17 protein-coding genes are annotated in these 21,817 nt (G+C 58.3%); 7 read left to right on the top strand and 10 right to left on the bottom strand.

Annotated elements, in window-relative coordinates; genetic code table 11:
- Positions 1–133: 133 nt before the first annotated feature.
- The 3 genes from NFR25_RS00635 to NFR25_RS00625 all read right to left on the bottom strand — a co-directional run bounded on the left by NFR25_RS00635 (position 134) and on the right by NFR25_RS00625 (position 3,921).
- A complete protein-coding gene (locus tag NFR25_RS00635; protein ID WP_251197319.1) occupies positions 134–445 on the bottom strand; it encodes a hypothetical protein in 312 nt (103 codons plus the stop codon).
- A gap of 82 nt (positions 446–527) precedes the next feature.
- Entirely contained in the window at positions 528–1,511 is a 984-nt protein-coding gene (locus NFR25_RS00630) for an alpha/beta hydrolase (protein WP_251197318.1), read from the bottom strand.
- A gap of 64 nt (positions 1,512–1,575) precedes the next feature.
- The gene (locus NFR25_RS00625) at positions 1,576–3,921 is read right to left on the bottom strand and encodes an autotransporter outer membrane beta-barrel domain-containing protein (protein WP_251197317.1); all 2,346 of its coding nucleotides are present in this window, start codon (positions 3,919–3,921) and stop codon (positions 1,576–1,578) included.
- 812 nt (positions 3,922–4,733) lie between these two features.
- Here NFR25_RS00625 and NFR25_RS00620 point away from each other — a divergent pair.
- The 5 genes from NFR25_RS00620 to trpA are packed head-to-tail and all read left to right on the top strand — an operon-like array spanning position 4,734 to position 11,608.
- Complete coding sequence (locus NFR25_RS00620; protein WP_251197316.1) at positions 4,734–6,335, top strand: anthranilate synthase component I family protein; 1,602 nt, start codon at positions 4,734–4,736, stop codon at positions 6,333–6,335.
- Entirely contained in the window at positions 6,332–6,949 is a 618-nt protein-coding gene (locus NFR25_RS00615) for an anthranilate synthase component II (protein ID WP_251197315.1), read from the top strand. Before NFR25_RS00620 ends, NFR25_RS00615 begins: the two co-directional genes overlap by 4 nt.
- Entirely contained in the window at positions 6,946–8,010 is a 1,065-nt protein-coding gene (trpD, locus tag NFR25_RS00610) for an anthranilate phosphoribosyltransferase (RefSeq protein ID WP_251197314.1), read from the top strand. The genes NFR25_RS00615 and trpD overlap by 4 nt, the downstream gene beginning before the upstream one ends.
- A 3-nt stretch (positions 8,011–8,013) precedes the next feature.
- Positions 8,014–10,818: a tryptophan synthase subunit beta gene (gene trpB / locus NFR25_RS07485; RefSeq protein ID WP_251197313.1), complete on the top strand. Its 2,805-nt coding sequence runs from the start codon at positions 8,014–8,016 to the stop codon at positions 10,816–10,818.
- A complete protein-coding gene (gene trpA, locus NFR25_RS00600) occupies positions 10,811–11,608 on the top strand; it encodes a tryptophan synthase subunit alpha (protein ID WP_251197312.1) in 798 nt (265 codons plus the stop codon). Before trpB ends, trpA begins: the two co-directional genes overlap by 8 nt.
- Positions 11,609–11,897: 289 nt before the next feature.
- Here the strand turns inward: trpA and NFR25_RS00595 are convergent, their stop codons facing one another.
- On the bottom strand, positions 11,898–12,158 hold the full coding sequence (locus NFR25_RS00595; RefSeq protein WP_251197311.1) for a hypothetical protein: 261 nt from the start codon (positions 12,156–12,158) through the stop codon (positions 11,898–11,900).
- A gap of 183 nt (positions 12,159–12,341) precedes the next feature.
- Here NFR25_RS00595 and NFR25_RS00590 point away from each other — a divergent pair, with 183 nt between their 5' ends.
- The gene (locus NFR25_RS00590) at positions 12,342–13,409 is read left to right on the top strand and encodes a glycoside hydrolase family 5 protein (protein ID WP_251197310.1); all 1,068 of its coding nucleotides are present in this window, start codon (positions 12,342–12,344) and stop codon (positions 13,407–13,409) included.
- Between the two features lie 140 nt (positions 13,410–13,549).
- Here NFR25_RS00590 and NFR25_RS00585 read toward each other — a convergent pair whose 3' ends face one another.
- The 4 genes from NFR25_RS00585 to NFR25_RS00570 are packed head-to-tail and all read right to left on the bottom strand — an operon-like array spanning position 13,550 to position 17,377.
- Complete coding sequence (locus tag NFR25_RS00585) at positions 13,550–14,206, bottom strand: DUF6320 domain-containing protein (protein WP_251197309.1); 657 nt, start codon at positions 14,204–14,206, stop codon at positions 13,550–13,552.
- Positions 14,203–15,525 carry a phthiocerol/phthiodiolone dimycocerosyl transferase family protein gene (locus NFR25_RS00580; RefSeq protein WP_251197308.1) on the bottom strand — a complete coding sequence of 441 codons (1,323 nt, stop codon included), beginning with the start codon at positions 15,523–15,525 and terminating at the stop codon, positions 14,203–14,205. Before NFR25_RS00580 ends, NFR25_RS00585 begins: the two co-directional genes overlap by 4 nt.
- A complete protein-coding gene (locus NFR25_RS00575; protein ID WP_251197307.1) occupies positions 15,498–16,508 on the bottom strand; it encodes an alpha/beta hydrolase in 1,011 nt (336 codons plus the stop codon). Before NFR25_RS00575 ends, NFR25_RS00580 begins: the two co-directional genes overlap by 28 nt.
- A complete protein-coding gene (locus NFR25_RS00570) occupies positions 16,505–17,377 on the bottom strand; it encodes a shikimate dehydrogenase family protein (RefSeq protein WP_251197306.1) in 873 nt (290 codons plus the stop codon). The genes NFR25_RS00575 and NFR25_RS00570 overlap by 4 nt, the downstream gene beginning before the upstream one ends.
- A 298-nt stretch (positions 17,378–17,675) precedes the next feature.
- Between NFR25_RS00570 and NFR25_RS00565 the strand changes: the two genes are divergently transcribed.
- Positions 17,676–18,785, top strand: coding sequence for a beta-ketoacyl-ACP synthase 3 (locus NFR25_RS00565; protein ID WP_251197305.1), 1,110 nt, complete (start codon positions 17,676–17,678; stop codon positions 18,783–18,785).
- Between the two features lie 102 nt (positions 18,786–18,887).
- On the opposite strand, the gene NFR25_RS00560 is transcribed toward NFR25_RS00565, so the two are convergent.
- The gene (locus NFR25_RS00560; protein WP_251197304.1) at positions 18,888–20,099 is read right to left on the bottom strand and encodes an acetate/propionate family kinase; all 1,212 of its coding nucleotides are present in this window, start codon (positions 20,097–20,099) and stop codon (positions 18,888–18,890) included.
- 256 nt (positions 20,100–20,355) lie between these two features.
- The gene (locus NFR25_RS00555) at positions 20,356–21,549 is read right to left on the bottom strand and encodes an MFS transporter (RefSeq protein WP_251197303.1); all 1,194 of its coding nucleotides are present in this window, start codon (positions 21,547–21,549) and stop codon (positions 20,356–20,358) included.
- Between the last annotated feature and the right edge of the window lie 268 nt (positions 21,550–21,817).

Raw genomic sequence — 21,817 nt, 5'->3', positions numbered from 1 at the left:
GATCTTGCTTTCGGCACGAACTTGGCATCCTGCATCGGTGCTGCATGTCGTATGCCGCAGGCACGAAAAAATGGACGCTTCGGAATCAAGTTCAGAGGCGTCCATTTTCTGTAGTCGTTCGTATTAGTGGATGCTACACGCCAAGCGTTTCGTCGGCATCGTAGGGGAGGCGACCCACCAGGTCGCAATATTCACGCACATCTTCGCGCGTGCTGCGGTCGAAGATATCGATGTGCTCGTGCAGCTCTTTCGCCAGCTCCTTCACAGGCTTCGGGCGCGCTTCCTTGTCGCGGCCTTCTTCTTTCTCGATGATCGCGGCCCACTGCTTTGCCGCTTCCTCTGCGTGATAGAGCTTTGACGGAACATCTACCGTGTCACCGTCCATCATGGTGAAGATCTTGTTCTGTTTTGCGATGATCTTCTCGAGTAGTGCCTTGTCTTTCATGAGATTCCTCCTTGTTCGTTCTTTCTTTCGTGATGGTTATTTTTTTGCGGACAGCAAAGCAAAGCCTTGGTCCGTCCGTGGATCAGGTTAGATCGCGTGTAATGCCGTTGAGCCAGGTAGCTACATCAGAGAATACCTTGGCAGCATCAGCTTCGTTCAGGATCTCGTGGCGCATGCCGTCATAGAGGACCACCTCAACGTTTTCGGCGCCAGCCTTGCGCATAAGGTCAGCGGCTGCCTGTACGCCTTTGCCGTTCTCGCCCACGGGGTCGTTCGCTCCCGCGATGAACAGCAGCGGCAGCGAATTCGGGATCTTCTTGGCCAATTCCAGGTCGGCCGCCAGAAGCGTGAGACGCGTGAGCGATGCATAGCCGCCCAGTGTGAAGGAAAAGCCTGTCAGATCGTCGTTGATATAGGCGTCCACGTTGCCAGGATCGGCTGATATCCAGTCGAATTCCGTACGCGGGTCTTCGACCTGTTTCGAGAAGGCGCCATCCGCCATCGAATGGAGGAAGTCGCTCTTTGCGCGTTCGCCGCGCAGCTTCGCCGCAAGCTTCGCCACCGCATTGCCCGCCAGCGAAACAAGACGAGGCTTCTGCCCTGTACCGCAAAGGATGGCACCCGCTAAGCCTTCGCCATGACGCGTAAGGTACACGCGCAAGGTGAAGCTTCCCATGGAATGACCGAAGATGAAGTAGGGCAGGTGGTCCGAAAAGGCGCTGGTCATGATAGAACGCAACGAATCAACGTCTTCCACCAACACATCAGCACCCGTGTTCACGGGCATATGCCCCAGATTGCTTCGGCTGCCCGCGCTCTTGCCATGGCCGATGTGATCATGGCCACACACCACGAACCCCCGCTCGGCAAGATAGCGAGCGAAGGGGTCGTAGCGTTCGATATGTTCGGACATGCCATGGATCAGCTGTACGATGCCGCGCGGTTCGCGCTCGGGAACCCACAGCAGCGCGCGAATGTTGCTCTCGCCATCCCATGAAGGGAAGTTGAATTCCATCTCGGTGATCCCCTCTTTGGAATCGATGGTCTTGATCTGATCCATGTGCATGTTCATTCTTTCATCCATCCTTGGCTTGGTTCTTCAGCCGTGTTCCTAGATCGTGTTCCTTGGCTTAGAGCTCACGTGCGCGGCGAGCCTGGCGAAGGGCCAGACCAGCAGCGCCGAGCGCACCACCCATCACCAGCAGCAGGCCGGCAGGATCATCGCCCATGCTGGGAGCGTGCGTACCGTCAGCATCTTCGCTGGTGGTGTCGCTGCTATCGTCTGCAGCCTTGGTCGGGGTTGCAGGACCTGCTACCTCATCACCATCGTCACCATCGTTGTGAGTAGCGGGCTGATCAGCGGGGTAGGAGGGCTGGTCAGGATCGATCGGATCGGTAGGATCGGTAGGATCAGTGGGGTTGGTCGGATCGGTCGGCACCGCGGGGGTGTTAGGATCTTCCGTATCCGGCACGGCCTTGTAGTCTGCGATGTAGATCACGTTGTCGCCATCAGTGGTCTTGGTCCAGCCTTCGAAGTCGTAGCTGTAACCGTTCTCGTCAGGCTCGGTGGGATCCGCGTTGCCAGAAAGTTCGTTGTATTCTTCAGCGGCAGGAACATCGGCGGGGTCGACATCGTCCATGGTGAACAGCACGGTGCCGTCTTCATTCTCCCAGGTCACCGTAATGCCATCATCGTCAGGAACGGTGGCGTTCGCGGCCCCATGAGCTGCCTTAAGACCCATCACCTCGGTGGTCGGCTGACCAGTGACCGCGTAGTTCATCAAGTACTGAGGCACTTCATCGGTGTCGGCGTTCGCGTTCCAACGATTGTGCTCGACCACGGCATTGCCGTCTTCATCGGTGGTGCCTGTTTCGCGATGGCCATCGTAGTACCAAGCATCAATGGTCTTGTTCGACGGATTCAGCGCCACTGCCTGTGTGGAAGCGGGGATCGCTGCCAGGCTCATGAAACTGATGGAGGGCAGGTCAGGCTGATTATCGGTCGGGGTGCCGCTAGCACTACCCGTTCCGTTGGGGTCGGATGTTGCTTGCTCGCGAGACAGCGACCAATCGGCCTTCACGTCTTCCATGGTGATGGTGCCGTTGTTGTAGATGTCAGCGCCTGCTGTTGTGGCATCGTTGTCGTAGACGTTGGTCACGGTTGCGGTGCCGAAGTTGATCACGCCACCGCCGTGGCCTGCGCTGTTGCCCGCGATCACGTTATCTTCACCCATGGTGAAGGTGCCGCCCTGGGCCACATATACGCCGCCGCCGTACGTTTCAGCAGTGTTATTCAAGATCGCAGCGTGGCCGCTCATCTCGAAGGTGGAGTTCGGGCCAACATAAACACCGCCACCATTGGGGGCGCTGTTACCTTCGATCACTGCATCGCCGCTCATGGTGAACAAGCTCTGGCCGCCATGAGCGCCCAGCGAAACGCCGCCGCCATAGCCTAGGTAGTCGCCATAACCATGTTCGGAGTTACCAGTGATCTTGCCGCCGGTCATGTGGAATTCAGCGCCATCGACGCTCACGCCGCCACCCCAGGTGATGTAGCGGTTCGTGTTGTTCTGGATCAGGCCGCCATCCATGTTCACGATAGCGCCGCCAGTTGCCGAGATAGCGCCGCCGGGATAGCCGGTCGCGTTCACGTTATTGGAAAGCGTCACGCCATCATGGATGGTCAAGGTGCCGCCAGCTACGTCGACCAGAGATTGGATATCATGATCGCTGCCCACGAACGTGATGTTCAGCGTGTCGCTGCCATCCTGTGCGCCTAAGATCAGGTTCGCGTTGCGCGTGCCCAGCGTAAGGTTCGTGGTGGAAGTATCGTCATAGGTGAGCGAATGGCCATGGCCTAAGATGGTAACAGTGTTGCCGTTCTTCACGCACAAGCGATCAGTGCCGATGAAGAAGCGCTTGCCGTGGGTGTCAAGCGTATGGGAATCCGCCTGTGGCTTTGCCAGCGAGATGTCTGCGTCAAGGTTGATGACGAAGGTCTGGTTGGACTGGCTGTTGATGTCGTACTTGAAGGCATCCATGAATTCCATCGGGGTGGAAACGTTGATCACGTTACCGCTCTCGGTGGCGGCGGCATCAGTGGTGTCTTCGGCGGCTGCAGCCATGATGTTAGTGGTTGCCTCATCAGCAGGTGCTTCGGCTTCAGCTTCAGCTTCGGCCGTGGCATCCTCGTCTGCTTCAGCATCTTCAGCCGTTGCTTCAGTGTTGGCTTCAGCTTCTGCTGCTGCGGCAGTTGCTGCTGCATCGCTTGCCGAAGTGTCTTCAGGGGTGCTCGCTTGCGCGATAGGAGTGCTCGAGGTGGTCTCGTCAACCTGTGTGGTGGCCGGATCCTCATTCTCTTCTGCGAACGCGTTGTAAGTCATAGGGCTTACGCAGGTCAGCGAGATAAGGAGCACGGCCAAGATAGTTCGGCCGACCTTTCCTGTTGTCTTCTCTATGTTGGTTGCGGTCTTCATCGTCAGTTCCTTTCCTCTCTCTTTGGTCCGGCTATCCGGGGAGAGTGCTGACGAAGGTCTCGTTGCTCGGGAATCTTTCGTGGCATTCAGCTCGGTGTTCGATCGCGTGCCCAGCTGCTTTGGGCTTTTGGTCACGCGTGTGAACGGTTTGCGAACCTTATGCATTGAATTGTCCGCTAGTTTGTGTGGCGTATGGAGCGCAGACGGCATCGGTTGAATACGTGCAACAGCTTCGTAAGGATCTTGATGACAAGGCAACCTTTCTGAAGCTTTCGTGTCATCATCCCGACACTTTTGTTAAGGGGACGGGTTCATTTTTGTCCGGGACAGATTTGAACCCGTCCCCTTAACTGTCTCTTAACATTGCGATGCCGCTTGCGTGAGGAATTCTTGCACGCGCTTGACAATTCCTCCGATTGGCGCAAAACTTACTTTGTTCAACTAAAGTGAACGAAACCGTTGACGCGGAAGTCAAAGCGAATGAGCGCGCACAGAGAGTCTGGGTTGCTGGGAACCGGATCGTATGCAATTCGCCAAATGGACCGCTGAGGGCGCACCGAACGGCTAGGGTACCGATTGGCAATTCAAAGGCTAAGGCTCAGTAGGATGCGACGTGAGGGCATACGTTAGTTGCCGGGAGCGTATTCGCGCTTCGCAAAGTGCGCAGCATCAGCTGCGAATCAAGGTGGCACCGCGAGCTTTCAGAGCCCGTCCTTGACGAAAAGCACGTCAGGGATGGGCTCTTTTCATGCGCGAACGCTGCAACATGGTGAATGCGCGGGCCTTCCCTTAAGACCGGAAAGGAGAGGCTCATGAACGCAGGATCAGGCGAAACGGCAACAGCGCCCACAACAACGGCGCCAGCAACAACGGCGGCCGCGGCACCCACGCTCGAAGAAGTGCGCAACGTGTTCGCCACCACCGATTTCGCGCGCGTTCCCGTGAAGCGCGAACTTTACGCCGATATCCTCACACCCATCGAAGCGATGCGTCGCGTGCGCGCTGCATCGAACCATTGTTTCTTGCTCGAAAGCGCGGAGGCGGACAAGAGCTGGGGCCGTTACACGTTCATCGGCTTCAATCCGTCGATGGAAGTTACCTGTGCCGATGGCGCGCTGAAGATCCGCCGAAACGTCGAAGATGGTACCGAAGAGATCGAAGAGCGCCTGGTCGATAACCCGAGCAACGAACTTCGCAGCATCTTGGCTGGCCGCACGAGCGCTCAGCTCGAAGGGTTCCCGCCCTTCACGGGCGGCCTGGTGGGCTACTTCTCCTACGATTTTATCAAGTATGCTGAACCTACGCTGCGCGAAGCGCTCGAACAGGGTGAAGGTGATTTCCTCGACCTTGACCTGATGCTGTTCGATTCCTTGATCTGCTTCGATGCGGTGAAGCAGAAGATCATTCTGATGACCGGCGTCTATCGCGAGCCCGATAAGACTGTGGACAAAAAGGGGGCTGCCCCCGATTTGTCAACGCTCGAAGAACGCTATGCAGCAGCCCAGGCGCGACTCGACCAGATGGAGCGCATCTTGATCAGCAACGTCACCTATCCGTTCGCTCCATTGCATCTGGAGCGCCCCCTCACGCCGCGTTTTTCGCTCGCGCAATACTGCGAGATGGTGAAGCAGGCGAAGCATCATATCGTTGAAGGCGACATCTTCCAGGTGGTGCTCTCGAATCCGCAGACCGCGCCCGCAACAGGATCGCTCTTCGACGCCTATCGCAATCTGCGTTGCGCCAACCCTTCGCCTTACATGTTCTATTTCACCTCTGACGATGTCGAGATCGCGGGCGCCAGCCCCGAAACGCTGGTGCGCCTGCGCGATGGCGTGCTGAACACCTATCCGCTGGCCGGAACACGTCCGCGTGGCGCCACGCCTGCTGAAGATGCAGCTCTTGAAGCGGAGGTCCTGGCCGATGAAAAGGAACGCGCCGAACATAACATGCTGGTAGACCTGGGACGCAACGATCTGGGGCGGATCTCGCGCATTGGTTCGGTGTCGGTCGATTCCTATATGCAGGTGCTGAAGTTCTCGCGCGTCATGCATATCGGTTCGACGGTCACGGGCCAGATCGCTGAAGGCCGTGATGCTATCGATGCAGTGAGCGCGGTGTTGCCCGCTGGCACGCTCTCTGGTGCGCCGAAGTTGCGTGCGTGCGAGATAATCCAGGACCTGGAAGGTGCGCGCCGCGGCATCTATGGCGGCGCTATCGGCTACCTGGATTTTTCAGGCAACATGGATATGTGCATCGCCATTCGCTTGGCCTACAAGAAGAACGACGTGATCTGCGTCCAGTCGGGCGCGGGCATCGTTGCCGATTCCATCCCGGAGCGAGAATTCACCGAATGCGTGAACAAAGCGCGTGCGGTGACCGAAGCCCTTGAAGCTGCGGAAGGAGGCCTGCGATGATCTTGTTGATCGACAATTACGACAGCTTTTCCTACAACCTCTTCCAGCTGATCGGCGCGATCGATCCCGACATTCGCGTGGTGCGCAACGATGAACTGACCGTTGAAGAAGTGGCCGCGCTCTCGCCCGCGGCCATCGTGCTCTCTCCTGGGCCTGGCCGTCCAGAAGACGCAGGCATCTGCGAGGCGGTGGTGCGCGAATTGGGCGCAACCATCCCCATCTTGGGCGTATGCTTAGGGCATCAGGCCATCGTGCAAGCATACGGCGGCGTGGTGGGCTATGCGCGCGAGCTGATGCACGGGAAGGTATCGCCCTGCCGGGTCGATCCCGAAAGCGTGCTGTTCGCTGGTCTCGGTCAGGAAGTCGTTGTTGGGCGCTACCATTCACTGGCAGCCGAACCCGACACGCTTCCGTCCACGCTGCGCGTCACAGCGCGCACAGCTGACGGGGAAGTGATGGCCGTGGAGCACACGCAGCACCCCGTCTTCGGCATGCAATTCCACCCTGAATCCATCATGACACCTGAAGGCGGCGCCATGGTAGCGAACTTCTTGGCGGCCGCAAGAGCCTTCAACGCCCACAATGAGACTTCCCGTGAAAGGAGCGATCGATGATCGAATCAGCCATCCATAAATTAGTAGACAAGCAAGACCTTACCTACGACGAAGCATATGAAGTGATCACCGAGATCATGCAGGGTCGCACTTCTGAGGTGCAGACCGCGGCGTTCTTGGCGGCGCTCTCTACGAAGTCGACGAAGGCCGAGACCATCGATGAGATCGCAGGTTGTGCGGCGGCCATGGGTGCGCTCGCTACGCTGGTGGATTACGACGGCACGGTGCTCGAGATCGTGGGAACAGGTGGCGACAAGGCAGGGTCGTTCAACATCTCTACCACAGCAGCGTTCGTCATCGCCGCAGGTGGCGTGAAGGTTGCCAAGCACGGCAATCGCGCGGCTTCGAGCAAATCGGGTACGGCGGACGTGCAGGAAGCGCTGGGTGCGAACATCCATCAGCCGCCTGCAGTGGCGGTTCGCATGCTCGACGAAGTGGGCATGACCTTCTTCTTCGCGCAGGACTATCACAGCGCCATGCGCTACGTTGGTCCCATTCGCAAGGAATTGGGTATTCGCACGGTGTTCAACATCTTGGGTCCGCTGACGAATCCCGCAAAGCCTGAAGCCATGGTGCTGGGCGTTTACGACGGATCGCTGGTCGAGCCGTTGGCGCAGGTGCTGCAGTCGCTGGGCGTGAAGCGCGCGCTGGTGGTATTCGGCGAAGCGGTGCTCGATGAGCTTTCTACTGCGTGCGATACGCGCGTGTGCGAGGTGAACGGCGATGAGCTGAAGAGCTACGTGGTCACGCCTGAGCAGTTCGGTTTCGCACGTTCGACCAAAGAAGACCTGGCTGGCGGCACGGCGGAAGAGAATGCGGCTATCACGCGCGGCATCCTAGAGGGTGCCATCACGGGCGCGAAGCGCGACACGGTGTTGATGAATGCAGGCGCAGGCCTTTATGTGGGCGGCGCGGCGGCAACGCTCGAGGGCGGCGTGAAGATGGCTGCTGAACTGGTCGATTCTGGTGCGGCGCTGGCAACCATGGAAGCCTATATCGCGCAGTCGCAGTCGCAGGCGCTGGCCGCAGCCGAGGCCGAAACCGAAACAATGGAGGCGTAGGCAATGGCCGAGACTATCCTCGATACCATCGCAGCGCGCACGCGTCAGCGAGTGGAAGAAGACAAGCAGGCGGTTCCGCTCGATGTTATGCGGCAGCGTGCGCTCGACCTGGCGCGCGCGGAGCGTCAGCGCAATGCAGCTGCTGGCTTGGTCGATGCGGCTGGGGAAGGGATGTTCACGTTCCCCTTTCAGGCGGCGCTTGCCAGCAAGGGGCTTTCCTTCATCTGCGAGGCGAAGAAGGCTTCCCCCTCCAAGGGCGTCATCGCTGAAGAGTTCGATCCTGTTGCGATCGCGCAGGCTTATGAAGAAGCAGGCGCGGCGGCCATCTCATGTCTGACCGAGCCATATTGGTTCTTAGGCTCTGATCGTTACTTGGAAGAGGTGTGCGCAGTGGTGGATATCCCCGTGCTGCGCAAGGACTTCACGGTGGATGAGTACATGATCTATCAGGCGAAGGTCCTGGGTGCGTCAGCAGTGCTGCTCATCTGCGCGATCTTGGACGACGAAGAGCTTGCGCGCTTTCACCATATCGCAGATGAGCTGGGCCTTTCGGTGTTGGTTGAAGCGCATGACGGAGAAGAAGTGCAGCGTGCCCTGGCGGCTGGCGCGCGCATTGTGGGGGTGAACAACCGCAATCTGAAGGATTTCTCGGTGGACTTCACGAACGCTACCAGTTTGCGCGCGCTCATTCCTGAAGGCGTGCTCTATGTGGCCGAATCAGGTGTGAGCACTGCCGAAGATGTAGCGCAGATCGCTGCATCGGGTGCCGATGCTGTCTTGGTGGGTGAGGCTCTGATGCGCTCGGAGAACATCCCCGCTACCCTCGCCGCCTTCCAGCGCGCCAGCCAAATGGGGGACAGGTCCAAATCTGTCCGGGACAAAACGGGGGCAGGTCCAAATCTGTCCGGGACAAAAATGGACCCGTCCCCAAGGTGTCCGGAACAGATCGGGACCTGTCCCCAAAGTGTCCGGGACAAAAATGGACCCGTCCCCAAGGTGAAGTTTTGCGGGGTGTCGCAGTTGGCTGATGTAGAAGCGGTCAATGCTGCGCGTCCCGACTACGTGGGATTTGTGTTCTGGCCGCAGAGCAAGCGCGCGGTGGACGCTGCAGAAGCCGAAGCCCTGCGTGCGGCGCTCCATGAAGACATCCAAACGGTGGGCGTGTTCGTGGACGAGACCGCCCAAGCCATCGCGGACCTGGCCAAGCGCAGCATCATCTCGGTCGCGCAGCTTCACGGCAGCGAAGACGACGCTTTTATCCAGCAGCTTCGCGAACTTGCGCCCGGCCTTCAGATCTGGAACGCCTTCGAGGTGCGCGGGCCAGCTCATGTTCAGGCGGCTAACGAATCGAGTGCCGACCTGGTACTACTCGATGCAGGCAAGGGTGAGGGCAACACCTTCGACTGGTCGTTGCTGAAAGCTCTGAAACGTCCCTTCGCGCTGGCGGGTGGGCTCGCGGCAGAAACCGTGGCAACAGCACTGGCGGCGCTACCAGCGGGCATTCTTCCACACATCGTGGACGTTTCCACGGGGATCGAGGGCACTACAACAGACAGCGCGGGTCGCCCTTCGAAGGACCCGTTAAAGATGCAACAGTTCAAGGCGAATTTGGAAAGGAATACCATGTCAAAGGGAAGGTACGGCATCCACGGCGGGCAATATGTGCCTGAGACGCTGATGAATGCGGTCAACGAACTTGAAGAAGCTTACGAGCACTACAAGAATGATCCAGAATTTCAGGCGGAACTGACCGAGCTGTTCAACGAATATGCGGGTCGCCCTTCGCGCCTGTATTTCGCCGAACGCATGACCGAAGACTTGGGCGGCGCGAAGATCTATCTGAAGCGCGAGGACCTGAACCATACGGGTTCGCACAAGATCAACAACGTGCTCGGTCAGGCGCTCTTGGCCAAGAAGATGGGCAAGACGCGTCTTATCGCCGAAACAGGCGCGGGGCAGCACGGCGTGGCTACAGCCACCGCAGCGGCGCTGCTCGGTATGGAGTGCGAGGTGTTCATGGGTCGTGAAGACACCGAACGTCAGGCACTCAACGTCTACAAGATGCGTTTGCTGGGCGCGCAGGTCCATCCCGTCGATTCGGGCACGGGAACGCTGAAGGATGCGGTTTCTGAGACCATGCGCGAATGGACCAACCGCGTGGCTGATACGCACTATTGTCTGGGTTCGGTCATGGGACCGCACCCATTCCCCGAGATCGTTCGCGATTTCCAGGCGGTCATCTCGCGCGAGATCATGGATCAGTGCATGGAAAAGGAAGGTCGCCTGCCTGATGCGGTGCTGGCTTGTGTGGGCGGCGGTTCGAACGCGATCGGGTCGTTCTACCACTTCATCGACCACCCTGAAGTGCGCCTGATCGGCTGCGAAGCTGCAGGTAGGGGCGTGGACACCTTCGAAACAGCGGCCACGTTCGCAACGGGAAGCCTAGGCATCTTCCACGGCATGAAGAGCTATTTCTGCCAGGACGAATATGGCCAGATCGCGCCGGTCTATTCCATCAGCGCTGGTCTTGATTACCCGGGCGTCGGCCCTGAACACGCGCATCTGCATGATATCGGGCGTGCGGAATACGTGCCCATCACCGACGATGAAGCGGTGGAGGCGTTCGAATATATCGCGCGCACCGAAGGCATCATCGCGGCGATCGAGAGCTCGCATGCACTGGCGCATGCGATGAAGATCGCGCCACAGATGGACAAGGATCAGATCATAGTGGTAACCATTTCGGGCCGCGGCGACAAAGACTGCGCGGCCATCGCTCGCTATCGTGGGGAGGACATCCATGAGTAACGCATCGATCCGTGCCGCATTCGCTGGCACCAAGGCATTCATTCCATTCGTCACCTGCGGAGACCCTGATCTTGCCACCACGAAGGCCATCGTGCGCGGTATGGCTCAGGCGGGTGCGGATATCATCGAGCTGGGCATACCGTTCTCAGACCCCACTGCGGAAGGTCCCGTGATCCAGGAAGCGAACGTTCGCTCGCTGGCGGGTGGTACTGACACCGACAAGATCTTCGAGATGGTCTCTGAGCTGCGAAGTGGTTCGGACGGTGGTGAACCCGTGAGCGTGCCGCTGGTGTTCATGACCTATGCCAACGTGGTATTCCATTATGGTACCGAGCGTTTTTGCGAACGCGCGGCCGAGGTGGGGATGGATGGGCTCATCTTGCCGGACACGCCTTTCGAAGAAAAGGAAGAGTTCGCGCGTGCTTGCCAGGCGGCTGACCTGGCGTTCATATCTCTGATCGCACCCACTTCTGACGACCGCATCCAGATGATCGCGCGAGAGGCCGAAGGCTTCATCTACCTGGTCAGCTCTATGGGCGTGACGGGTACGCGCAGTGAATTCACCACCGATCTGGATTCGATCGTGGAGCGTATTCGCGAAGTGAGCGATGCTCCTATCGCTATCGGGTTTGGCATATCGAATGCGCAGCAGGCTGTCGCGATGGCGCAGAAAGCCGATGGTGCGATCGTGGGTTCGGCTATTGTGAAGCTGGTTGCCGAACATGGCACCCAAGCCGCCGCCCCTGTTTCCGCGTTCGTTTCGGACCTAGCCACCGCGGTTCACGCGTAAAAAAGGGACGGGTTCAATTCTGTCCGGGACAAAAAAGGGGACAGGTTTAGCAACCGTCATTCGGCATGCTGAACCTGTCCCCAAACTGTCCGGGACAAAAATGAACCCGTCCCCATAAAAGGTGAGGCGGCCGGGGGTTCGGCCGCCTCTGCATCAGGTTCAACGAGGCGCGCTCGCACCGGCGATCAGGAGGTTCCTCGAATTGCGTGGTAAGGAGTATGCTCTAACCAGCACGGGCGCGTATCGTGAGAGAGGTTTGCCAGCCACCCGAAGGCGGCGGCATGCGCGCTTATTCGTCGCGCAACGTAGTATTCACGGTTTCAGCGATCTCGTGGTCTTTGATGTTGTTCTCGTCACGAGCCGCTTTCTCTGCGAAGCTCACACGGTGAGGATCGGGATGATAACCGTCCTCGTTCGCATCCTTATGAGCCTGCTCGCTCACATGATGCGTCTCTTTCTCGATCACATCATATTCATGCTTGGCTTGCTCTTTTTCATGCTCACGACGTGCTGCTTCTTCACGTGAGGTTTCAGGGATATCGAGACTCATTTCTAGCTCCTTCAACAAGGGATTGCTTTCACAGCTCATAGACTACTCCCGAATTCGCTGATTGCAGCGCGCTGCCCGTTTTCGTTATCATTCTGAAAGCAGAATGAAATTTCTTGGATAGTTTGCACGGCTGCCCGATCAACAAGGTCGAGCGAGGCGGTGCGGATAGTTAGGCTGGTGAAGATGAGCATGGTGAAGGCTACGAAAAGACTTCGACTGGTATTGGTGGCGCTGATCTGCGCTTTTGCGTTGGTGCTGGCAGGGTGTGCGGCCAAGGAGGAGCAGAGCCAGCCAGCGCAGGATTCGCCGCAGGCAACCGAAGACGCAACTGGTGTGGTTGCGCCTTCAACCACAGGTAAGCTGCAGGTCATCGGCGCGCAACTTTCTTCACAGGCGGGCGATCCAGTTCAGCTGCGCGGTGTGAGCACGCACGGGTTGTCCTGGTTCCCGCAGTATGTGAACCAGGAATTCTTCACCGAGCTGCGCGAGGATTGGGGTGTGAATGTGGTGCGCCTGGCAATGTATACCGCTGAATATGGCGGCTATTGCACAGGCGGCGACAAGGCAGCGCTCGAGCAGCTGGTCATCGATGGTGTGAATTATGCTCAGAACGCTGATCTGTACGCTGTGGTCGACTGGCATATCTTGAGCGATGCCGATCCCAACATCCACATCACCGAAGCAAAGCAGTTCTTCGAGAAGATATCTGCCGAATTCGCCGACAAGGATAATGTGATCTACGAGATCTGCAACGAACCCAACGGCGCGACCACCTGGGGCCAGATCACTGCTTATGCCGAGACCATCATTCCGATCATTCGAGCGAATGACCCTGATGCGGTGATCATCGTGGGCACGCCTACGTGGTCTCAGCGCATCGACGAAGCGGCGCTCGATCCGCTGCCTTTCGAGAACATCATGTACACGCTGCATTTCTATGCGGCTGAACACAAGCAGGATCTGCGCGAACGCCTTGAGGCTACCGTGAAGGCTGGCGTGCCCGTGTTCGTGACGGAATTCGGCATCACCGAAGCCAGTGGTGATGGCAAGATCGACTACGATTCTGCTGCTGCTTGGATCAAGCTGATGGACGAACTGGATGTGAGCTACATCTGCTGGAATCTGTCGAACAAGGACGAAGCATCCGCGATGTTCCTGGATACGTGCGACAAGACCTCTGGCTTCACCTCTGATGACCTGAGCGATGAAGGCAAATGGTTGGTCGACACCCTAGATTCCCCCGGCATCTGATCGGGGGACGTGGACAAATTGGGGGCGTAGCCCTTTTTGTCCACAAATGAGGGTCTTAGCAGGTAAACCTGAAGCTCCCACCATTGTGGACAAAAAGGGCTACGCCCCCAATTTGTCCACAAAAATGAACCCGTCCCCATTTAGGCGTGGAAGAGCTTGCGGAGCTCGTCGGCTAGTTGGCGTCGGGTGAGGGTGAGCATCAACACCAGCAACAGCAGCGCACCGATGGCGGTGATAATCGACGGCACGGCCCAGGTGGTCATCCCGGCAGCAACCAACGCGAGTGGCACCAGGCCCAACACCAATTCATAGAGCAGATACTTCGCGTATCCTTGCACGAAGGTGTTGCGGAACAGCACCACCAGCACCCCGTTCACCAAGAGCGCGATCGCGCTGATCGCAGGCACTACATACGTTGCCACGCTTCGGTCGCCCGTGGCCAGCAAGAACAGCAACGCAAGTGCGATCAGCACCAAGAAATAACGCTGCACCATGCGCAAGAAACTGGGGGAGTGTACCACTACATTGCGCACGAACACATAGCTGATCAGCACAGCAGCACATCCTGCCACGATGGTCACGATCGAAGCGCCTCCCAGCACACCCGCGAAGATCACCAGCGCCAGACCAACGAGCGTCAGCGCGATGAGCGAACGGCGCGCGAGCTTCTTGGGCCGAGCCCATTCGTTTTCAGGAAATACCGCTGGCACGGGCGTGCCCTTGAGCGCGCTGCCGCACAACGGACAGTGGTCGAGCTGCCCAGTGAAGTCAAGCTGGCATCGATCGCAATGCATCATCGGCTCGACCCCTTTCTCCTGGCGGCCGCGATCTGCTTCGAGGCATGCTCGAAACGCGCTTGGCGCAAGTCCTCATCCACCTGCTCTGCGCTCTTGTTCACGCTCATGGTCCCATGAACCCCCAATTCAGTGAACACGCCAACGAAGGCTCGCACCACATCGTGAGTGATGTAGGCGCTGGATATGGACATGCTCAGCACGTCTTTGAACGTGCAGAACAAGAAATTCAGTCCGCGCGTCGAGGTGGAGATGTTGATCTCGCGCACGAATGGCTCTGTGGTGTCGTCTAGCCGAATGCGCCCGATGCTCGAAACGGTGGTGGTCACTTCCTGTGCCGCCATCCAATTGCCGATCATCAGGCCGCCGTCCTTCAAGAACAGCGGCGCGGCGCGAATGAGCGGATTCTTCTCGATCTTCAGCATGCTGTTCATGCGACGCTTCAGCGCCTCAGGGTCGGTACCGCCAGTGAGCTGTTCTTGCACCTTGTGCGCGATGGTCTCGAGCGATTCGTCCACCTTGCCAGGCGTGTAGCTGACGAATGCCAGCCCGAAGAAGTTGCGAAGCGTTTCCGATTCGAACATATCGCGCAGGTCAACGGGCACATCCATGCGGATGGCGCGGTCGCGCTTGGAAGGCGGCATGGTGTTGCGGATCGCTACGATGACCGCTGCGATCATCAGCATGGTCACGCTCACGCCCATCGCTTTCGCCCTCTGGTGCACTTCGCCAGCGGGCAGGTGGTATTCCATGAAGGTGGGTTCGGCAGTATTCTTCCAGCCGCTCAGATGGTAGACCTTCGGCGTTTCGCTCGAGCCAGCCTTCTCGCGCTCGAAGTTCGCCGTGTAGCTGTCTTCGGTGCGGCGGCTCAGTGGCACGGGGTCTTCGGGTAAGTTAGCTGGCACGCCGTAGCGTCGCTCGACATAAGCAGCCAGCAGTGCGCGGAAGAATTCCAGGGTGCCACGACCGTCCGAGATCATGTGCGAGACTTCCAGGTTGATACGATCGCGAAAATAGTTCACGCGGAACAACACGCTATCGAGCCCAGTATGCAGCCCTGTGCACACGGGCACGGCTTCTGGCTGCACCGCAGGAATCTCCCCTGATGGTTCAAGGTAATGCCAGAATATGCCGTTGCGCAGCTTCACGTTGAAGCCAGGAAAGCGCTCCACCAAACGGATGAGCGCTGCCTGGAGTGCCTTGGGGTCGATGGCATCGTTCATCGTGGCCGAAAAGCGAAAGACGGTCTGTCCGCCACGCCCAGCCTGCGACGCATAGAACTTGCCGACGTTATCTAGTCTGTACCAATCAGCGCGAGCCATTTGGCGTCCTCATCGTGGGGAAGGGGTTCGTGGTCAAGGAAGCTTTCGATGATCCGGTAGGTGTCACGTACGAAACCGAACACGGATGGATAGAGGAAGTAGCCATGCACCGCATCAAGGATGCGCACGCATTCCACCTCGTTACCTTCAGCCTCCAGACGTGCGGCATAGGTTTCGCCCTCATCGCGTAGCGGGCAGTATTCGGCGGTTATCACCAGCGTGCGTGGCTGGTTCGACAGATCGGTCTCGAGCAAAGGCGCGAAGTAGGGGTCTTCGTAATCTTCGGGTTCGTTCAGGTACATGCCAATATAGCTGACGATATCCTCGCGCGTGAGCAGGTAGTCTTCGCCGTTGTCGCGCACGGAATCGAAGATAGTGGTCTCGCTATGGTCGTCGTAGACCAGCGGATAGAGCAGGATCTGCGTGCGGGGCATGAATTCGCCTCGATCGCGCGCCATCAAGGAGACCACGGCTGCCAGATTGCCACCTGCGGAGTCTCCGAACAATACGATGTTATCGGGGTCAACATCAGGCACGATCTCTTTGGCGAAGAGCTGACGCGCCACTTCGTAGCAGTCGTTGGGCGCGGAAGGGAAGCGGTGTTCGGGCGAGCGCCGATAATCCACGCCGATCACGCGACGCTGCAGCTTGATGGCCATCTTCATGCACACATCGGAATAGAAGCTCACATCGCCATTGGCCCAGCCGCCGCCATGGAACAGCAGGATGGTGCCCTTGCTCTCTTCGCTCACATGAAGACCAGTGCGCAGCGAGAAATCAACATCGAGCGGGGTGAAGATACGGATAGGGATCTTGTGCCCGTCGGGAGCCTTCACGGTGGTGTCGTCGATCCGGCAGCGTGGGCTTGCGATGGTGAGCGCTCCGCTCGCGTCCTCAACGGCACGCTGGCGCTTGTACCCATCTTTGATGTTAGGGCGCAGCTTCGTGATGGCTTTTACAGCGGCGAGCGCGACGCGGTTCATCGGTTGTCTGCTTTCTCTTTCAAGATGGTTTCCAGTTCAGCGCGCATGGCATCAAGCGGGGGTTCTTGGCCAGTCCAGAGGCGGATCTGGGCAGCTCCCTGATGCAGCGACATGCTCAAGCCGTTGATCACCGTGCAGCCCGCGGCTTCGGCATTCATCAAGAACTGGGTCTTCGCTGGATTGTAGCAGGCATCGAAGTGAATCTGACCAGGTACGATGTGTTCTTCAGGCAACGGGCTCATGTCCACCGAATCGCCCATGCCAATACCAGTGGCGTTGATCACGCAATCGCATTCGCTCACGCGCGAAAGATCGCCCGCAGGCACCGCAGTGGCGACGGGTGCGAAATTTCGATTCAGATCTTCAGTCATGCGCGTGGCGCTCTTGCTGTTCACATCGCTTATGTAGATGGCCGCAGCTCCGTTATGCGCAAGCGCCGAGCAGATAGCGCGACCCGCTCCACCTGCGCCGATGCAGAAGAACGAACGCCCTTCTGCAGGGAGGCCGCCGTCTTCGAGAAAAGCGGTATAGAATCCCGTGCTGTCCGTGTTGTAGCCTACCAGCCCTCCGTCGGCGCGCTTCACGATGGTGTTGCACGACCCCATCTTCGCGCACAGCGGATCGACTTCGTCCAGGTATTCCAGCACCTTAACCTTGTTCGGGTGAGTGATGGCCGCGCCGATGAATGCCGGGCTGTGACGCAGCCCTTCGATGATCTGCTGCAGGTTCTCGCTGCCAGCTTCGTTGTAGAAATAACGCAGGTTCATGCCAGCCGCATCGTAGGCAGCGTTTTGCATGCGCGCAGCGAACGACTGACCCAGCGGCGTGCCGACCAGCATGATGAATCTGGTGTCGATATCGATCTGCATGCATTCTCCGTTCATTTAGTCCATTCGTTCGGCTCGCTCTTTTGGCCTATTCGTTTGACCCATTCGTTTGACACGTTCATTCGGCTCATCCGTTCGGTCGCGCCCAGCCTGCGTTCGGTCGTGCCAGGCGGCAGGCCCTTTGACGCATCATCGGGCGCAAAGTGCCTGATTCCATCTTGCCATAAAATGCGCGCCCGATTCTTGCTATTATGGTTTCGAAAAACAAACGTAGGAAAAGCGTTTTCACCACTATTCAGAACAATTCGATTCGCAGCGCTCGGCGCTGGCAGGAGGAAGCATGGGAACGAGGCTCGTGGGCCTGGGCAAGGCGTTGCCAAAACTCGAAATTGAAAACGATGCGCTTCAGGCGCTCGTCGACACGAACGATGAATGGATCTTCCAACGCACTGGCATTCGTTCGCGCCATGTGGCCGTGAGCGAATCTACGCTCGAGCTGGCTTGCGATGCTGCCGCTCTCGCCCTTGGATCGGCCGCCTCGGCAAGCGATGGGGAAAGCGCTTGGTGCGAAGAACCTATCGATCCAGCCAGCATCGACCTGGTAATCTGCGCCACGCTTTCGGCTGATACGCTCATTCCCTCTGCGGCGGCCAGTATAAAGCGTGTTCTGGGACTGGAAAATGCTGTCGCATTCGATCTGAACGCTGCATGCTCTGGTTTCATCTACGGACTTTCGGTAGCCGATTCCATGCTGGCGGCAAGTTGCGCGCTGCCCGAAGGTGCTGCCAAGCAGACTATGCGCCGTGCGTTAGTGGTGGGCGTCGATCGCCTTTCGCGCATCCTTGATTGGCAGGATCGCAGCACGTGCGTGCTCTTCGGCGATGGCGCGGGTGCAGCAGTGGTGGAATGGGATGCGGAAGCTCCTGGTATCATCGCAACATGCTTGAAGACCATCGATGACACGAAGAATACGCTCACGTGCGCTTCGATCTTCGCGTCCAATACGCCCTTTGACGAACAGGGCAAACTGCTCGGTGATGCGGAAGATCCCTCCTATGCTACCTTGTGCGAATCTCTCGAGGTCGAACCCGAGCTGATGAAGTCTACGGTGCATATGGCGGGCCAGTCAGTGTTCCGATTCGCTTCGCGTGCGCTGTGCAGCGGTATCGAGGCAGTGCTCGAGCAGTCTGGGCTTACCATTGACGATATTGCGTTGATCGTGCCTCATCAGGCCAACGAGCGCATCATCCGTTACGCGGCCAAACGCCTGGATCTGGATATGGATCGCTTCCTGGTGAGCCTTGCGCATACGGGCAACACCAGTGCGGCCAGCGTGCCCATCGCGCTTGCTGAAGCCTATGCGAGCGGCAAGATCAAGAAGGGCGATAAGATCATCGCGGTGGCCTTCGGCGCCGGTCTTACCTACGGTGCGCTCCTCTTCGAAGCCTAATTTAACTTCAAGGCGCCTGCCTTGAACCTGTCCCCACCTCTTAGGGGGACGGGTTCAAATCTGTCCCGGACAAAATGGGGACAGGTTCAGCTCGGTTAACTTTTACGCTTGGCTTACCAGGCTGTCGGTCTCGCGGGCGATTCGCATCTCTTCATCGGTAGTCACCACGCAGATCTTGATGGGGCTGTCGTCGATGGAGATGATGCGATTCACGCCGATCTGACCCGTAACATCGTTGCGTTCGTGGTCAAGGATCATTCCCATATGGGCCAGGCCCTTGAAGATGCGCTCGCGCAACTCGGCAGAATTTTCGCCGATACCCGCGGTCATGACCACCGCATCGGTGCGCGTCATGGCAGCGTAATAGCCGCCGATAGCTTTTTGGATACGATAGACATACATCTCGATGGCCAGGTCAGCCATCTGATCGCCCGCATCAGCCGCGGCCAGCACATCGCGCATATCAGCTGAAACGCCTGAAACGCCCAAGATGCCGCTCTTCTTATTCAGGATCTCGTCCATTTCGTCGAAGGATTTGTGCTCGCGACGCATCAGATACGTGACGATAGCGGGGTCGATGGAACCTGAACGCGTACCCATCATCAAGCCCTCGAGCGGAGTGAAGCCCATAGAGGTGTCGATCGATTTGCCATGATTCACCGCCGTGATCGAGCCGCCGTTGCCCAGGTGGCACGTGATCAGACCTAGGTCACGCAGCGGTCGACCGAGCAGGTTCGCGGCCTGCTGTGCGGCATAGCGGTGACTGGTGCCGTGTGCGCCATAGCGACGGATGCGGTACTTCTCGTAGTATTCGCTCGGCAGCGGATACATGTAGGCTTTCGGAGGCATAGTGGCATGGAAGGCCGTGTCGAAAACGGCCACCTGTGGGGTGTTGGGCATCAGTTCGCGCATCAGGTCGATGCAGGCATCAGCTGGTGGGTTGTGCAGGGGCGCAAGCTCTTCGCAGATGGCAAGCTTTTCGCGCACATCATCGTCAACGATGACCGACTTCGTGAAGTATTCGCCACCCGCTACGATGCGGTTGCCAATGGCATCGATCTGGCTCAGCGCGCTGATAGGCGATTCGGGGTCATCCACCAGCACATCGAGCAGCTTGGCCAGGCATTCGGAAACACTCAGGTCGGCCACGTTGTAGGTGGTCTTTTGGAAGTCGGGCGCGAAGGACACGTTCATGTACGCGTCTGGCGTGCCGACCTTTTCCGCGAGGCACTTCATGAGCGCAACCTTGCCGTCAGTTTCGATGAGCTGGCTTTTGAGCGAGGAACTTCCTGCGTTCACCACAAGTACACGCATGAGCGTCTCCTTTTCGTGCGTTGGCTGCCGCATCTGCGCAGCCAAGAATTACCTCCTCCATTATATCAACCGCCCCGCCAGCTTCGGCTTCATCCCGCGTCCGCTCTGGGGACGGGTTCATTTCTGTCCGGGACAAAAGGGGGACAGGTTCAGAATGGACGCAATGACAAAAAAGGGACGGAGGCAAAACTGTCCCGGACAGTTTTGCCTCCGTCCCTCAAGAAAGTGGACAAAAAGGGGGCTGCCCCCAATTTGTCTACTTGGTGCGCGTCCAAAAATGGCGAGCGAGGGCGGCGCAGCCGCAAGAGAGCACGGCCAAGATACCGCCGACAAGACCAACGTTTCCAAGACCGAGGTTCGTTACCACAAGGCCGCCGATCATGGTGCCAAAAGCGATGCCGATGTTGAACGAAGTCGGCTCGATCGAAGCCGCCAGCACCAGCGCGCGCGGATGCCTTGTGCGGGCCACGTCCATGAACATGGTAATGCATGAGATCGAAAAGCTATACATGAGCAGCGCGATAAGGAAGATGGGTGCCAGCGCCAGCATGCCATCGGCCCCGCAGGCCCATAGCGCAACGAGCGCCAACCCAAGAGCAAACAGCATTCCCGGGATCGGCTTCATCCCGAAACGCAGGTCGACCACGCCCGAGATCAGGTCGGATACGATGCAGATCACACCGAACACCAACAGGATGATGCCCGATTGCGTGGGCGCGAACCCAAGATAGGTCTCCAGATAAGGCGCCACGTAGCCGTAAAAAGTGTAGACTGCGCCAACGCCGAAGGTGAAGATGAGCACGCCGAAGACGATGGTCGGCTCCTTCAGCAGCCCGATCTGTTCACGAAGAGAATGAGAGGGTGCGCTGTTCTGGCCGCCAGGTCTTGGTGCAGGTTCGCGCGGCGTGAACAGCACGAGTAGAACAGCTGCGATCAGAGCGAATACGAAAGCGCCATCAAGGGCGATATGCCAGTTCAGGTATTCGACGATGAAGCGCCCGGCACTGGTGGCCAGCACCAACGCGATAGAGAATGCCGCATAGATGACCGAAATGCCCATGGATGAATGTTCGGCGCCCAGCAAGTCGGGCACGTACGTGGTGGCAACAGCCAGGAGTGCACCCGAGACCGCGCCCATGACGATACGGGATACGAGCAGCACCTCGAAGGTGGGAGCGAAGGCTGAAGCGATGTTGCTCGCCACGAATATTACCAGGTAGACCGTAAGAATGGTCGACCGCCTGATCGAGCCGGTCAACACGGAGAGCAGCGGCGTGGCGATAGCGTAAGAAAGCGCGAACAGGCTGATAAGGTCGCCGATCTGCGCGACACTACGGCCGTAGTTCTCGGCAAGTTCGGGCTCGATGCCGATGACCACGAACTCGGAACAACCGAGCGAAAAGCCCAGCAGCACGAACAAGCTATAGCAAAACATCCGACGCCTTGGCATGCCGCCTCCTTCCTTGCGAACGCCTCGATACGCCTTCCTATTCTAGGACACGCCGGACACTTTGGGGACGGGTCTAAATCTGTCGGGGACACTTTGGGACCTGCCCCCATTTTGTCCGGGACGGTTTCGCCTCCGTCCCCCCAAGATACCCCCACGATCACTCTTACGGAATTGAAAGGGAGGTGTAAGACAAATCGATGGCTTCGGGCAACGGGACAGCGTAGGTTAGAAGCACGGCCCACAGGGCTTGTGTCGACAGAGGCGCGTC

It is taken from the genome of Anaerotardibacter muris, assembly GCF_943192915.1.
Lineage (GTDB): Bacteria > Actinomycetota > Coriobacteriia > Coriobacteriales > Eggerthellaceae > Anaerotardibacter > Anaerotardibacter muris.
The sequence above is the reverse complement of the archived record's forward strand: the minus strand, read 5'-3'. Positions and strand labels throughout refer to the sequence as shown.